Source organism: Ramlibacter pallidus (assembly GCF_015070875.1).
In the GTDB taxonomy this organism is placed as follows: Bacteria; Pseudomonadota; Gammaproteobacteria; order Burkholderiales; family Burkholderiaceae_C; genus Ramlibacter; species Ramlibacter pallidus.
In genome coordinates, this window is sequence record NZ_JADDIV010000002.1 from 466,708 (window position 1) to 480,910 (window position 14,203).

A 14,203-nucleotide genomic window follows, 5' to 3' on the forward strand; every position below is an offset into this window, starting at 1 on the left:
GGCCTACGCCGGGATCGTCGACCCCTGCGGTCCGACCACCTTCTGCTCGATGGCGCCGAACACGCTCTGCCCGTCCTTGCCCTTCATCTCGATGCGGATGGTGTCGCCGAAGCGCATGAACTCCGTGGTGGGCTTGCCGTCCTGGATCGTCTCTATGGCGCGCTTCTCGGCGATGCAGCTGTAGCCCTTGGGCCACTCGGTCTTGCCGCCCGCGCCCGCCACGCCCTTGTTGCTGACCGTGCCGGAGCCGACGATGCTGCCGGCCCGCACGTTGCGCGTCTTGCAGACGTGCGCGATCAGCTGGCCGAAGTGGAAGGTCATGTCGGGGCCGGCCTCGCACATCCCGACCTTGCGGCCGTTCCAGCTGCTTTGCAGCACCAGGTGCACGCGCCCGCCCTGCCAGGCATCGCCGAGCTCGTCGGGCGTCACCGCGACGGGCCCGAAGGCGGTGGCCGGCTTGCTCTGGAAGAAGCCGAAGCCCTTGGCGAGTTCGTTGGGGATCAGGTTGCGCAGGCTCCAGTCGTTGGCGATCATCACCAGCCGCACGCCGTCCAGCGCCTGGTCGGGCGTCGCGCCCATGGGGACGTCGCCGGTGACCACGGCGACCTCGGCCTCGAAATCGATCCCCCACGCCTCGTTCCGGAAATGCGCGTCCTCCTGCGGGCCGAGGAAGTCGTCGCTGCCGCCCTGGTACATCAGCGGATCCTCGTAGAAGCTCTGCGGCACTTCGGCATTGCGCGCGGCGCGCACCAGCTCCACGTGGTTGATGTACGCGGAGCCGTCGGCCCACTGGTAGGCCCGCGGCAGCGGCGCCATGCACTGCGCCGGGTCGAACGGAAAGGCATGCCGCGCCTTGCCCTGGTTCAGCGCGTCGTACAGGTCCTGCAATTGGGGGGCGAGGAAGTTCCAGTCGTCCAGCACCTGCTGGAGGCGCCCGGCGATGCCGGTCGCATAATGGGCCGACTGCAGGTCGCGCGAGACCACCACCAGCTGCCCGTCGCGCGAGCCGTCCCTGTACGTCGCAAGCTTCATCGATTGCCCCCCGTTTCCGGATGCGCTAGAGTCCCGCGGACATTACGCATTGTGAAATGAATTTACCTAAACGTAATTCTAGTGGATGGTCGCGGTGCTGAAGGAAAGGGCGGGCATCCAGTCGGTCGAGGTCGGCTTCGCGCTGCTGCAGGTGCTCGGCGAAGCCGAGGGCCCGCTGATGCTGCGCGACCTGGCGCGCGCCGCCAACATGAGCGCGGCCAAGGCGCACCGCTACCTCGTGAGCTTCCAGCGCCTGCAGCTGGTGGTGCAGGACGCCGCCAGCACCCGCTACGACCTCGGCCCCGCCGCGCTGAAACTCGGGCTGGCTTCGCTGTCGCGGCTGGATGCCGTGAAGCTCGCGCGCGAGCGCGTCACCCTGCTCATGGAGGAGATCGGCCACACGCTGGCCCTGGCCGTCTGGGGCAACCACGGCCCGACGATCATCCACTGGGAAGAGTCGCCGACCGCGGTCACCGTCAACCTGCGCCTCGGTGACGTGATGCCGCTGCTCACCTCCGCCACCGGGCAGTGCTTCGCCGCCCACGCGCCGCGCGATGCGATCACGCCGATGCTGAAGGACGAGATCGCCCGGGCGCAGAAGCAGGGGCGCAAGGACGTGCCGTCCACCCTCGCGGAAGCGCGCGCGCTGCTCGAGGAGGTGCGGGCGCGCGGGTCGTCGCGCGTGGTCGACTCCGTGCTGCCCGGCATCGTCGGCTTCTGCGTGCCGGTGTTCGATTCGGACGGCCACATGGCCCTGGGCATGGTCGCGCTCGGCCCGGCCGGCGTCTTCGACGCCGCCTTCGGCGGCGCGGTGGAAAGGCCGCTGCGCGAGGCGGCGGCGCAGCTCTCCAGCGACCTGGGCCACCGGGGATGAACCCCGGCCCCACCGGCCCGTGGCCGCGGCTCCTGCCGCTCACGGTGCTGGTGGCGGTCGTGCACGTCCTGCTCCTGCAGGCCGGGCCTAATCGCGTCGCGCCGCCGCGCGAGGACCTTCGTTTCCGCACCCGCAGCGTGGCGTCGCCGGCGGTCACCGCGCCGGTCGCGGAAGCGCCCCCACAGGTCGCCCCGCCTTCCGCGTCCGTTGCCAGCCCTCGCGCGGCCGTCGCACGACGCGGGGGCAGCCGGCGAAGCCCTCGAGACGCGGCCCCGGCGGTCGCGTCCATGCCTGCGGCGCTCCCGACGGAACCTGTCGCGGTTCCCGCCAAGGTCGCCGTGTCCCCGCCCGCGCGGCTGCACTATGAACTCGTGGTCCACTCCCGCGGCGCGACGCTGACCGGGCAGGCGCTTCTCGACTGGACACACGATGGGCAGGACTACGAAGCGCGGCTCGAGCTCACCGCGCCGGGCTTCCGCGGCCGGGTCCAGCGCAGCACGGGCCGCATCACCGCGCAGGGGCTGGAGCCCGGCTACTTCTCGGACCGCTACCGCGGGGAACAGGCCACGCACTTCGACCGCGCGCAGGACCGCGTCGTCTTCAGCAGCAACCGGCCCGAAGCCGCGCTGGCGCAAGGCATGCAGGACCGCCTGAGCGTGGTGCTGCAGCTCGCCGCCCTGGTGGCGGGCGATCCGGCGCGGTTCGTGCAAGGGACGCCCATCGAGGTGCCGACGGCGGGCACGCGCGACGCGGAGCCGTGGACGTTCACCGTGCAAGGCGAGGAAGACCTGGTACTCCCGGGCGGGCCGGTGCGCGCGCTCAAGCTGCAGAAGGACCCGCGGCGGGAGTACGACCAGCGCGTGGAACTGTGGCTCGCGCCCCGCATGGATTACGCCCCGGTGCGCTGGCGTCTGACAGCCCCGGACGGTGGGGCGGTCGAACAGCGCTGGGCCTCAACCGACAGGTCCCGCTAGGCGGCCCCCCGTACATTGGATCCATGGCCAATCCGGCCTGCCTGCGGATTCCACCTCGAGTGGCACACTTGAATCGGAGCGCCCGCAGCCAGCTAAAGGCAAAAGGAATAGATCATGCAAATGCTTTATGACTCCGATTCTTTCGTGGTGGTGCATCTGCAGGCCAATGAGCCCGCGGAGGGCGAGGCGCACCCCCAACTGGTGCGGCATGGCTTCGAGATCGTCGACAAGCGCTCCAACAAGGAGGTCTACCTCGACGGTTCGTGGGCGGACGCCTTCCAGCGCCAGATCAACGCCTGGCAACTGAACACCCCCACCCAGGAAGAGGTGGAAGAGACGCTGGACGGCTATGCCGAACTGGCGCAGAACCCGCTCGTCATCCATTGATTTCTCCACGCCGGGGGTTGGGCACGCAGCCCCCGGCGCTTCTCTTTTCCCCGCGCACCCACGCCAGGCCGCCCGCTACGATCGGCCGATGCCGATCCGACCGCTCCTCGCCAGCCTGCTGCTCTCCGGCTGCGCGCTCCTCCCCCACGAATCCGCCACGGATGTGCTGCTGCTTGGCGAGCAGCACGACGCCGTCGCCCATCCTGCCCTGCAGGAAGAGCGGGTGACCCGCCTCGCGCGGGCAGGACGTCTGCGTGCCGTGGCGCTGGAGATGGCGGACCGCGGCACCACCACGGCCGGCCTGCCGCCGGGCGCCAGCGAAGCGCAGGTGCGCGAGGCCCTCGGCTGGAACACGGACGGCGGCTGGCCCTGGGAACGCTATGCGCCCGCCATCATGGCGGCGGTGCGCGCCGGCGTGCCGGTGGCTGGCGCGAACCTGCCGCGCGCGCAGATGCGGCAGGCCATGGGTGACACGTCGCTCGACACCCTGCTGCCGGGTCCTGCGCAGAAGGCGCAGCAGCAGGCGATCCGCAAGGGCCATTGCGACATGCTGCCGGAAGGCCAGGTGACCCCCATGACGCGCGTGCAGGTCGCCCGCGATGTCGCGATGGCGCAGACCCTCGCCGCGCTCGCGCGGAGCGACGGCACCGTCGTCCTGATCGCGGGGGCGGGCCACGTCGACCCGGAGCTCGGCGTGCCGCGCCACCTGCCGCGCGCGTTGCGGGTGAAACCGGAAGTGCTGCCGCCGGAGGACACCGGCAAGGACTATTGCGCGGAGTTCCGGCGGCAGATGCAGCGGCGCTAGCGCCGCCGTCCGCTCAGGCGTTCGCCCGGATCGAATCGGCCAGCGTGTTCACCAGCTGGTCGATGTGCTGCTTCTCCACGATGTACGAAGGCGCGATCACCACGACGTCGCCGGCGGGCCGCACGAGCGCGCCCTTGCGGAAGCAATCCAGGTAGATGTCGTAGGCCCGCTTGCCGGGCGTGCCGGCGATCGGCGCCAGTTCCACCGCCGCGGCCAGGCCCAGGCTTCGGATGCCGACGACGTTGGGGAGGCCCTTGAACGCCGAGTGGAACGCGTCGCCCAGCACCTTGCCCATCTCGGCGGCGCGCGGGAACAGCGCTTCCTTCCGGTACAGCTCCAGCGTGGCGATCGCCGCGGCGCACGCCACCGGATGGCCGGAGTAGGTGTAGCCGTGAAAGAACTCGATGACGTGCTGCGGCGCATCGGTCTTCATCATCGTGTCGTAGATCTTGTCGCGGCAGATCACGCCGCCCATCGGGATCACGCCGTTGGTGACCGCCTTGGCGAAGTTCAGCATGTCCGGCACGACGCCGTAGAAGTCGGCGCCGAAGTTGGTGCCCATGCGGCCGAAGCCCGTGATCACCTCGTCGAAGATCAGCAGGATGCCGTGCTTGTCGCAGATCTCGCGCAGGCGCTTCAGGTAGCCCTTGGGCGGCAGGTACCAGCCGGCCGAGCCCGCCACCGGCTCCACGATGATCGCGGCCACGTTGCTCGGGTCGTGCAGCGGCAGGATGCGGTTCTCCAGCTCCAGCAGGTAGTCCTCCTGCGACACCGGCTCCTCGTTGTGGATGAAGGCGTTGGCCGGGTCGTGGATGAAGCGCATGTGGTCCACGCGCGGCAGCAGCGCCGTGCCGTACACCTTTCGGTTCGCCGGGATGCCCCCCACGCTCATGCCGCCGAAGCCGACGCCGTGGTACCCCTTCTCGCGGCCGATGAAGACGTTGCGGTGGCCTTCACCGCGCGCGCGGTGGTAGGCCAGCGCCACCTTCAGCGAAGTGTCCGCCGCCTCCGAGCCCGAGTTGCAGAACAGCACCTTGTTCAGATCGCCGGGCGCCATCGCGGCGATCATCTCCGCCGCCTTGAACGCCTGGTCGTTGCTGGCCTGGAAGGCCGTCGCGTAGTCCAGCGTGTCCAGCTGCTTCTTGATGGCCTCGTTGATCGGCTTTCGGTTGTGGCCGGCACCCACGCACCACAGGCTGGAGATCCCGTCGATCACCTGGCGGCCGTCGTGGGTGGTGAAGAACATGCCATCGGCGCCCGTGAAGACGCGCGGTTCCTTGCGGAAGTGGCGGTTCGGCGTGAAGGGCAGCCAGTGGCTGTCCATGTTGAGGTCGTTGAATCCCATGGGTGCTCCTGCGAGGAGCCCCCATTTTGCGCCGATCGGCGCCGGCTGCCAGCCGGCCGAAAGTGCTCAGCGCAACGCGCCGAACACCCGCCCGAGCAGCGCGCTGCCGGTGCCCACCGGGTCGCGCCGGATCTTGCGCTCCTCCTCGCCGATGACGAGGTACAGCGCGTCGAGCGCCTTGCGCGTGACGTAGTGGTCGATGCTGGGGTCTTCCATCCGCACCAGCCCGAAGGCCTGGGCCTTCTTCGCCAGCTGGTCGGCCTTCTCGGCGAGCTGCACCTTGGCGGTGGCCTGGCGCACGACCGGCAGGAAGGACGCCGACAGCGGCTGGCGCGTGCGGTCCGCGAAGAAGGTGGTGACGGAGGTCTCGCCGCCGGTGAGGATCTGCTTGGCGTCCTGCACGGTCATGGTCCGCACGGCATCGGCCAGCAGCTTCTTCGCCATGGGCACGGCGTTCTCGGCGGCGCGGTTCATGGCGGTTTCCAGTTCCTCCACCTCGCGGCGGCGGCCGATGGCGCTGAGGATCTTGGCCGCATCCTTCAGGTACCCGGGCAGCGGGATCCGCACCTGCGGGTTGCCCAGGAAGCCGTCCGGCCGCCCCAGCAGCCTGACCGCCGCCATCGCGCCCGTTTCCAGGGCCGTCTTCAGCCCCCGGCTGGCGTCGACGTCGCTGATGCCGGCCAGCCCCTGCGCGGAAGCGGGCGCCGCCAGCGGCGCGAGGACGAACATGGGGAGGGCGGAGGCGAAGCGGCGGCGTTGCATGCAGCGGACCGGAAGTGGCGATCCCCCGATCATGCACATCCGGCCGGGCGCGTCCATCGCGCCCCTGCGACAATTGCACGGATATGTCGACCGCCTACATCCTCACCCTGTCCTGCCCGGACCGCCCGGGCATCGTGCACGCCGTCTCGGGCTTCCTGCTGGAACGCGGCGGCAACATCGAGGAAGCCGCCCAGTACAACGACCACGACACGGGGCTGTTCTTCATGCGCGTGCGCTTCGCGTGCGGGCAGCTGACGCAGGACGACCTGCGCACGCAGCTGCGCCTGTTCGCCGAAGGCTTCCAGATGCAGTGGAAGCTGCACGACTCCACCCAGCCGATGCGCACGGTGATCTTCGTCAGCCGCGAGGGCCACTGCCTGAACGACCTGCTGTTCCGGTGGAAGAGCGGGCTGCTGCCGCTGGACATCCGCGCGATCGTCTCCAACCACCGCGACTTCTACCAGCTGGCGGCCAGCTACAACATCCCGTTCCACCACATCCCGGTGACGGCCGCGACGAAGGCGCAGGCGGAGGCGCGCCAGTACGAGGTGATCGAGGCGGAAGGCGCCGACCTGGTGGTGCTCGCGCGCTACATGCAGATCCTGTCCGACGACCTGTGCCGCAAGCTCGCCGGCCGCGCGATCAACATCCACCACAGCTTCCTTCCCAGCTTCAAGGGCGCGAAGCCCTATTACCAGGCGCACGACCGCGGCGTGAAGCTGATCGGCGCGACCGCGCACTACGTGACGGCCGACCTCGATGAAGGCCCGATCATCGAGCAGGACGTCGCGCGCGTGGACCACGGCTACACGGTCGAACACCTCACGGCCCAGGGCCGCGACACCGAAAGCATGGTGCTGGCGCGCGCCGTGAAGTGGCATGGCGAGCACCGCGTGCTGATCAACGGCCACAAGACGGTGATCTTCCGCTAGCGGCCGGGCAAGGCATGGCCGTGCGCATCCCGCCGATCCAGTGCCTGCTGACGTTCGAGGCACTGGCCCGGCTGCGTTCGGTGTCCCTGGCGGCGGATGAACTCTGCGTGACGCCCAGCGCGGTGAGCCATCGCGTGCGGCAACTCGAACAGATCCTCGGCACCAAGCTGTTCGGCCGCAGCGATTTCTCATTGACCACCGAGGGCAGCGAATACCTGGCGCACGTGCGCGAGGGGCTGGCGGTGCTGGGCCGCTTTCCGGGCCGCGACGGCGGCGCGGGCAAGCGCAAGCTGCGCGTGGCGGTGACGCCCACCTTCGCGCGGTCCATCCTGATGCCGCGGCTGCGGGGCTTCACCGAGGCCTATCCGGAAGTCGACCTGACGCTGCAGGTCTCCATCCCGCTGCTCGACGTGGTCGCCGAGGACGCCGACCTGATGATCCGCTTCGGCACCGGCCGCTACGCCGACGTCGAACACCTGTGCCTGCTGACCGACGAAGTGACGCCGCTGGCCGCGCCGGCCTACCTGCGCGAGCACGGCCCCTTCGACACGCCGCAGGAGCTGCTGGCGGCGAAGTTGATCAAGAGCCCGCTGGAGCCGTGGCGCACGTGGTTCCTCGCGCACGGCATCGACGCGCCCGAGCCCGCCGAGGGATCGTCCTTCAACGACATCGGGCTGATGTGCGACGCCGCGGCGCAGGGACTCGGCGTCGCGCTGGTGCGCCTGAAGCTCGGCCAGCCCTGGCTGGAGAACGGCACGCTGGAGCGCGTCTCGGCACGCAACGTGCCGAGCCCGCATGCGCACTACCTGTGCTGGCGCACGGGCACGATGGACCGCTGGGAGTGCGCGGCTTTCGCCGACTGGCTGAGGAAAAGCCTGGCGTAGCGGCCCGAATTTATTTCAGCCCCGATGGCCGCGCCGCGCGCCACAATGGCCGCATGAACGCCCCCGCCGACAACGCCGTCCTCGATCGCGCCGAACGCCAGTCGCAGGTCGTGGCGGCCCTGCAGCCGCTGCTGCCGCAGGGCGCGCTGCTGTGGCACGCGGAAGAAACCACGCCCTACGAATGCGACGGCCTGACGGCCTACCGGCAGCGGCCGCTGGTGGTGGCGCTGCCGGAGTCCGAGGGCCAGGTGCAGGCGGTGCTGAAGGCCTGCCACGCGCTGGGCGTGCCGGTGGTGGCGCGCGGCGCCGGCACGGGGCTGTCCGGCGGGGCGATGCCGCACGGACTGGGCGTCACGCTGTCGCTGGCCAAGTTCAACGCCATCCGCAAGGTGGACCCGGTCTCGCGCACGGCGGTGGTCCAGTGCGGCGTGCGCAACCTGGCCATCAGCGAGGCCGCGGCGGCCTACGGGCTCTACTACGCGCCCGATCCTTCCAGCCAGATCGCCTGCACGATCGGCGGCAACGTGGCCGAGAACTCCGGTGGCGTCCACTGCCTGAAGTACGGGCTGACCGTGCACAACGTGATGAAGGTGCGGGGCTTCACCGCGGAAGGCGAGCCGGTGGAGTTCGGCAGCGACGCCCTGGACATCCCGGGCTACGACCTGCTCGCCATCCTGGTCGGCAGCGAGGGCATGCTGGCGGTCGCCACCGAGGTGACCGTCAAGCTCGTGCCCAGGCCGCAGCTGGCGCGCTGCATCATGGCCAGCTTCGACGACGTGCGCAAGGCGGGCGACGCGGTGGCCGCGGTGATCGCGGCCGGCATCATCCCTGCGGGCCTGGAGATGATGGACAAGCCGATGACGGCGGCGGTGGAGGACTTCGTGCACGCCGGCTACGACCTCACGGCCGAAGCGATCCTGCTGTGCGAGAGCGACGGCACGCCCGAGGAGGTGGAGGAGGAGATCGGGCGCATGAGCGCGGTGCTGCGCAACGCCGGCGCGACCGCGCTTTCGGTCAGCCGCGACGAAGCCGAGCGCCTGCGCTTCTGGAGCGGCCGCAAGAACGCCTTTCCCGCCTCGGGCCGCATCAGCCCGGACTACATGTGCATGGACTCCACCATCCCGCGCAAGCGGCTGGCCGACATCCTGCTGGCGATCCAGGAGATGGAGAAGAAGTACGGCCTGCGCTGCGCCAACGTGTTCCATGCGGGCGACGGCAACCTGCACCCGCTGATCCTGTTCGACGCGAACGATGCGGACCAGCTGCACCGCTGCGAGCTGTTCGGCGCCGACATCCTGGAGACCAGCGTCGCCATGGGCGGCACCGTCACGGGGGAACACGGCGTCGGCGTCGAGAAGCTGAACTCGATGTGCGTCCAGTTCAGCGGCGAGGAGCTGGAGCAGATGCGCGCGCTCAAGGCGGCCTTCGACCCCGCCGGCCTGCTGAACCCGGGCAAGGTGGTGCCCACCCTGAACCGCTGCGCCGAGTACGGGAAGATGCTGGTGCGGGGCGGGCGCATCGCCCACCCCGACCTGCCGCGCTACTGAGACGGTCCTAGCGCGGGAGGCAGGACGTGTCGGTCACGACGATGTCGTCGCGGCCGATCCGGTTCTCGCGCACTTCGTCCAGCCGCTGCTGCTCGGACTCCTGGACGAACAGGTTGGCGAATTGCACGACCTGGTTGCCCACCTCCATCGTCTCCGCCGAGTTGCCGGGCAGCACCGCAGCCTGCGCCACGAGCACCAGGTTGCTGCCGCTGGCGGCGGCCGTCAGCTCGGGCTTGTTCACCGCAGGCAGCGTGGAAGCGTCGAGGCTGCCCGCCTGGATCACGGCGAAGCTGTCGCCCTGCAGGAAGCCCCCGCCCGGCAGCAGGTTCACGGCCACGGTTCCGCCGGTCGCCGCGGTGCCGGTCACCTTCACGACGTCGAAGTTGGTCGTCGATTCCAGGTCCACCCCGAGCGTGCTGCCCGACTGCATCGCCAGCGCGCCTTCGATGGTCAGCGTTCCCGTGCCGCCGATGCTGCCGGCGTTGATGGTGCCGAAGTTGTTGACGAGGCCATTGCCGTTGTCCACGGCGATCGTGCCGTTGCCGGTCAGCACGCCGGTGGACTCGTTGACGAAGGTCGCGCCCGACACCGTCGGGACGGCGGAAAGCACCTCGCTGGGCGGCTCGCTGGGCGTCGACGGCGTGCCGGTCTCGAGCCGGCCGTCGACCTTGAGGGTGCCCTTGTTGCTCAGGAATCCCGGCGTGCTCAGGCGGCTGCCGGCCACGACCTCCACGGTGCCGTGGTTCTCCGTCAGGTTCACCAGGTTGTCGCCGAAGCTGGTGAGCCGTCCCTTGTTCTCGACCCCGAGCGAGACGTTGATGCTGGCGGCGCCGTAGAGGAACAGGTCGCTCAGGTTGCTGAAGGCCCCGTTGCCGGTCACCGCTGCGCCCCGGATGTGCACGTTGGAGCTGTTGTTCCAGATCGCGTTGAGCATGAACGGAGCTTCCACTTCCACCGACGTGCCCATGGCCGCCAGCGTACCGAGAGCGCCCTTCGCGCCGGTCGCGGTGGCGTCCGCGTTCGTGCCGCCTTCGCCGCCTTCGGCGACGATGATCGGGCTGCGCAGGACAACGCGTCCCGCGGACGCCAGGAGCTCGATGCTGCCGCCCTGGCCGCCGGCGCCCGCCGTGCCGCCGTTCGCGGTCGAATCGCCGCCCTGGCCGCCTTCGGCGACCAGCCACACGGTGTCGTCGAGCACCATGTCGCCGCTGCCCGTGCGTTCCAGCTTGATCGTGCCGCCCTTGCCGCCCGTGCCGCCGGTGGTGCCGTAGTCGCCCTGGCCGCCGCCGGCGACCACGATGGTGTCCGTGATGGCATTGCCGAAGCGCAGCGTGACATCGCCGCCCTGCCCGCCCGCGCCGCCGGCGCCCGCCGAGCCGGCGCCGCCATAGGCCTCGACCAGCCCCATGTTCATGGAGCCGCCCGCTTCCGCGACGACGCTGCCGCCCGTGCCCGCGGTCATCCCCCAGCCGCCGACGGCCGACACGGAGACCGCCGTGAAGGGCGGCGCCTCGATCGCGGCCACGAGGACCTCCTCCTCGAGGGGCGGCGACACCAGGACGATGTTGCCGCCGGCCTTGAGTTCCACGCGGCCGCCGTTGCCGGCCTGCCCGTCGTAGTTGTCCCCGCCGTCCGAGCGGATGGCGATGAAGGTGGACGACTCGCCATCGTCCTGCGGCGCCAGGGTGATGTCGCCCGATGCCGCCACGACGACCTTGCCGCCGTTGCCCGCGGGCGCCGAGGTCTGGGAATAGCCGCCGGAGGCGTCGATCGTCTCGATGCGGACGTTGCCGGCGCTGGCGGTGACGGTGATGTCGCCGCCCTTGGCACCGCCGGCACCGCCGCCGCCCTGCAGCAGCGCATAGCCGATGTCGATGTCGCCGCTGTTCGCCGTGACGGAGATGGTGCCGCCCATGCCACCGGGCCCGGGCGCCGACGAGAAATACTCGCCGCTGCCGCCGGAGACGTCGATGCCTTCCACCGTGATGCCGCTGCCGGCGACGAGGGTCACCATGCCGCCCTTGCCCGCGGCCACCGAGTGGCTGCCGCCGTAGCTGTAGACGTAGCCCAGGTCGATCGTGCCGCCCGCGGTGACGTCGACCCGGCCGCCGTCCCCGCCTCCTGCGGAACCGAACCCGTATCCCTGGGCACTGATCTGGCCGCCGCTGACGGTGCCGTTGGCGGCCGTCACCGTCACGTTGCCACCGTGCGGTGACGAGAAATTGCCGTAGGTGGAGATGGTGCCGAACTGGACGTTCCCCGTCTGCGCGACCAGCGTCACGGCGCCCTCAAGCCCGTCCGCCGAGGCGCTGCCGTCCGTGCCGACGAACACGCTGCCGAGGATGCTGCCCGTTGCAACGACCTTCACGGGCGAGGAATTCCCCTGCAGCGACGTGTGCTGGTTGAACTGCGCGTCGCGGCCCACCTGGAAGTCGATGCCCTTGCCGAGCCCGCCGCCGCCGTAGAAATAGGCATAGGCGGCATTCGGAGACCCGCCGTTGCTGGCGACCACGTCGCGCCCGGACTGCACGAGGAGCTTGCCGCCCGCATAGACGGTGGTGCTGGTGGTGGCCGCCGCGGCCACCGTGCCGACGATCACGTCACGGCCGGCCTTCAGCGTCATGTCACCGCTGGCGCTCACCGTGGCGGTCTGGATCTGCAGGTCCTGGGCCGCATCGAGCGTGACGTTGGCGCCGGTGACGTCGTTGCCCGGCAGCACCTGGATGTCGCCTGCCGTGGTGCTGACCTTGACGTCGCCCGCGGCGATGATGCCGACCGCCGTCGCGCCGTAGGCACTGCCCACCGAGCCGATGGTGACCGACTGCGCGTTCTTGAACGAAGCGCCGTTCGTGCCGCCCGAGGCCTGGATGCCGACCACGTCGACCAGGTTGTTGCCTTCCAGGGCGACCGCGCCGTTGTCGGCGTTCACCTGCAGGTAGGACAGGTTGATCACGCTCGTCGCGCTGTTCTGCGTGATGTTGCCGTTGATCGCATGCAGGGAGAGGGTGGCCGTCCCCGCGGTGTTGGTGAAGCTGCCCTGCAGGTCGATGCTGCCGTCCGCCTGCAGGCCCAGCGTGTTGTTGTTCGCCCACTCGACGTTCACGCCGTCGGCCACGGTGATCAGCCCGGTGCCGCCGGTGGCGCTCGGGTTGGTCATCACGAGCACGTCGGAGAGGGCGAGTTGCGCCTCGAGGTCGGATTCCTTGATCTTCGAAGTGCCGTTGGCGGTGCTCGAGAAGGTCGAGCCGGTGCTCACGGAGGTGTCGGTCGGGCCCGTCACCTCGATCACGAGGTCGTTGGGGTCGAGCAGCAGGGTACCGTTCCGCCCTTTGGGTGCGCGCAGGTCGGCGCGCCCGGTGAAGGCGAGGTGTTCCTTGCCCGACACCTCGGCGAAGCCGCCGTCGCCGCCACCGGCACCGCCACGCGCGGAAATCTGGCCGTGCATGCGGGTGTCGCCATCCGCCCAGACGATCACGCGGCCGCCGTCGCCCCCGACGATGGCATCGGCGCTGATGCGCGCGTTCGCGTCGACATAGGTGCGGCGTGCGTTCGGCACCGCCGCGTTTGCCCCCTGGTAGTCGCCGCCGATTCGCACCTGGCCGCCACCGAGCTGGCCGCTGACTTCCACCGATGCGCCGGCGAGCAGCGCCACGCGGTTGCCGAGGACGTCCACGCTGCCGCCCCGGTAACCCGGTCCCGCGGCCACGATGCGGCCGTCGACCAGCGCGTCGCCGCCGATGGCCTTGAGGACCACCTTGCCACCTTCGGCGGTGACCGCTTCGGCCTGGACCAGGCCGCTGTGCTTGAGCGTCTGCGCGAAGATGCCGACCGCATCGCCCTTCAGCGTCCCGAGGTTCACGGCTTCGTTGCCCGCCTGCACCTCCATGTGGATGCCTTCCAGCCCGCGCCCGGTGATCTCCACCTTGCCGCCGGCGGCCAGGATCGTGGAACCGTTGCTCTCGACCAGCGCGCCGGCGCCCGTCTGGACCTTGGGCGCGATCAGCACGACGTCGCCGTTGCGCGCGACGATGCGGCCATCCACCTGCAGCAGCCCGCCGGCATTGCCGCCGAAGCGCAGGCGGCCCGCGAGCGCATCCGCGTCCGACATCTTCAGGGTGGAGGCGGTGAAGCCGCCGGTGTCGACCACCGCTCCCGGGCCGACGGCGATGCCGGACGGGTTGACCAGCACGAGGCGGCCATTGGAGCTGAGGGTGCCGTAGATCGCCGACGGGTCCGGGCCCATCACGCGGTTGATCGAGGTGCTGGTGGCGGACGGCTGGTGGAAGTGCGTCACGCTGCCGGTGGGCACCGAGAAGCTTTGCCAGTTGATCGCGGAGTGGTTGGTGCCCGCGCCGTTCTGCGTCGTGATCGACAGCGTGTTGCCGTTGCGCGCGAAGCTGGCCTGCCCGTGGATGACCTGCGCGCCGCTCGGCTGCGCCTGGGCGGCGAGCGGCTGGAGGACGAAGGCGGCGGCGACCGCGAGCGCGGCGCCCGCGGGGCGGAAGCCGGCGACCGCCGGGCTGGAGGCGACCGGGCGCGCGATGCGGACGGACCGGTGACGAACGGTGGACATTGCTTGTGCTCCTGCGAACGTGAACGGCTGTGGCGCCGTTTCCCGTCCGGAACTCCCCTGATGCAAACACGGCTGCCGCAACCCACCG

The 14,203-nt window shown here is 70.2% G+C and carries 11 protein-coding genes; 7 read left to right on the forward strand and 4 right to left on the reverse strand.

Features of this window, described 5'->3' with window-relative positions:
* Positions 1 to 3: 3 nt before the first annotated feature.
* Positions 4 to 1,032 (reverse strand): fumarylacetoacetate hydrolase family protein, encoded by a 1,029-nt coding sequence (locus IM787_RS07185; protein WP_193675956.1) that lies wholly within the window; start codon positions 1,030 to 1,032, stop codon positions 4 to 6.
* Between the two features lie 94 nt (positions 1,033 to 1,126).
* Between IM787_RS07185 and IM787_RS07190 the strand changes: the two genes are divergently transcribed.
* The 4 genes from IM787_RS07190 (at position 1,127) to IM787_RS07205 (ending at position 4,072) form a co-directional block, all read left to right on the forward strand.
* Entirely contained in the window at positions 1,127 to 1,906 is a 780-nt protein-coding gene (locus IM787_RS07190) for an IclR family transcriptional regulator (protein WP_193676354.1), read from the forward strand.
* Between the two features lie 287 nt (positions 1,907 to 2,193).
* The gene (locus IM787_RS07195) at positions 2,194 to 2,880 is read left to right on the forward strand and encodes a DUF3108 domain-containing protein (protein WP_193675957.1); all 687 of its coding nucleotides are present in this window, start codon (positions 2,194 to 2,196) and stop codon (positions 2,878 to 2,880) included.
* 114 nt (positions 2,881 to 2,994) lie between these two features.
* Positions 2,995 to 3,267, forward strand: coding sequence for a BTH_I0359 family protein (locus IM787_RS07200; RefSeq protein ID WP_193675958.1), 273 nt, complete (start codon positions 2,995 to 2,997; stop codon positions 3,265 to 3,267).
* A gap of 88 nt (positions 3,268 to 3,355) precedes the next feature.
* Entirely contained in the window at positions 3,356 to 4,072 is a 717-nt protein-coding gene (locus tag IM787_RS07205) for a ChaN family lipoprotein (protein ID WP_193675959.1), read from the forward strand.
* 13 nt (positions 4,073 to 4,085) lie between these two features.
* Here IM787_RS07205 and aptA read toward each other — a convergent pair whose 3' ends face one another.
* The gene (gene aptA / locus IM787_RS07210; RefSeq protein WP_193675960.1) at positions 4,086 to 5,417 is read right to left on the reverse strand and encodes an omega-aminotransferase AptA; all 1,332 of its coding nucleotides are present in this window, start codon (positions 5,415 to 5,417) and stop codon (positions 4,086 to 4,088) included.
* Between the two features lie 66 nt (positions 5,418 to 5,483).
* A complete protein-coding gene (locus IM787_RS07215) occupies positions 5,484 to 6,179 on the reverse strand; it encodes a DUF4197 domain-containing protein (RefSeq protein ID WP_193675961.1) in 696 nt (231 codons plus the stop codon).
* Between the two features lie 83 nt (positions 6,180 to 6,262).
* Between IM787_RS07215 and purU the strand changes: the two genes are divergently transcribed.
* Genes purU through IM787_RS07230 form a run of 3 tightly spaced genes read left to right on the forward strand, consistent with a single transcriptional unit; the run spans position 6,263 to position 9,542 of the window.
* Positions 6,263 to 7,111 carry a formyltetrahydrofolate deformylase gene (purU, locus tag IM787_RS07220; RefSeq protein WP_193675962.1) on the forward strand — a complete coding sequence of 283 codons (849 nt, stop codon included), beginning with the start codon at positions 6,263 to 6,265 and terminating at the stop codon, positions 7,109 to 7,111.
* A 14-nt stretch (positions 7,112 to 7,125) separates the two neighbouring features.
* Entirely contained in the window at positions 7,126 to 7,995 is an 870-nt protein-coding gene (locus tag IM787_RS07225; protein WP_193675963.1) for a LysR substrate-binding domain-containing protein, read from the forward strand.
* A 53-nt stretch (positions 7,996 to 8,048) separates the two neighbouring features.
* On the forward strand, positions 8,049 to 9,542 hold the full coding sequence (locus IM787_RS07230; protein ID WP_193675964.1) for an FAD-linked oxidase C-terminal domain-containing protein: 1,494 nt from the start codon (positions 8,049 to 8,051) through the stop codon (positions 9,540 to 9,542).
* Positions 9,543 to 9,549: 7 nt separating this feature from the next.
* Here IM787_RS07230 and IM787_RS07235 read toward each other — a convergent pair whose 3' ends face one another.
* Positions 9,550 to 14,115 (reverse strand): beta strand repeat-containing protein, encoded by a 4,566-nt coding sequence (locus IM787_RS07235; protein ID WP_193675965.1) that lies wholly within the window; start codon positions 14,113 to 14,115, stop codon positions 9,550 to 9,552.
* Between the last annotated feature and the right edge of the window lie 88 nt (positions 14,116 to 14,203).

Excerpts from the sequence above, each read along its gene's own strand:
- IM787_RS07185 (WP_193675956.1), bottom strand. The coding sequence starts at position 1,032 with ATGAAGCTTGCGACGTACAGGGACGGCTCGCGCGACGGGCAGCTGGTG.
- IM787_RS07195 (WP_193675957.1), top strand. The coding sequence starts at position 2,194 with ATGCCTGCGGCGCTCCCGACGGAACCTGTCGCGGTTCCCGCCAAGGTC.
- IM787_RS07200 (WP_193675958.1), top strand. The coding sequence starts at position 2,995 with ATGCAAATGCTTTATGACTCCGATTCTTTCGTGGTGGTGCATCTGCAG.
- IM787_RS07205 (WP_193675959.1), top strand. The coding sequence starts at position 3,356 with ATGCCGATCCGACCGCTCCTCGCCAGCCTGCTGCTCTCCGGCTGCGCG.
- aptA (WP_193675960.1), bottom strand. The coding sequence starts at position 5,417 with ATGGGATTCAACGACCTCAACATGGACAGCCACTGGCTGCCCTTCACG.
- IM787_RS07215 (WP_193675961.1), bottom strand. The coding sequence starts at position 6,179 with ATGCAACGCCGCCGCTTCGCCTCCGCCCTCCCCATGTTCGTCCTCGCG.
- purU (WP_193675962.1), top strand. The coding sequence starts at position 6,263 with ATGTCGACCGCCTACATCCTCACCCTGTCCTGCCCGGACCGCCCGGGC.
- IM787_RS07225 (WP_193675963.1), top strand. The coding sequence starts at position 7,126 with ATGGCCGTGCGCATCCCGCCGATCCAGTGCCTGCTGACGTTCGAGGCA.
- IM787_RS07230 (WP_193675964.1), top strand. The coding sequence starts at position 8,049 with ATGAACGCCCCCGCCGACAACGCCGTCCTCGATCGCGCCGAACGCCAG.
- IM787_RS07235 (WP_193675965.1), bottom strand. The coding sequence starts at position 14,115 with ATGTCCACCGTTCGTCACCGGTCCGTCCGCATCGCGCGCCCGGTCGCC.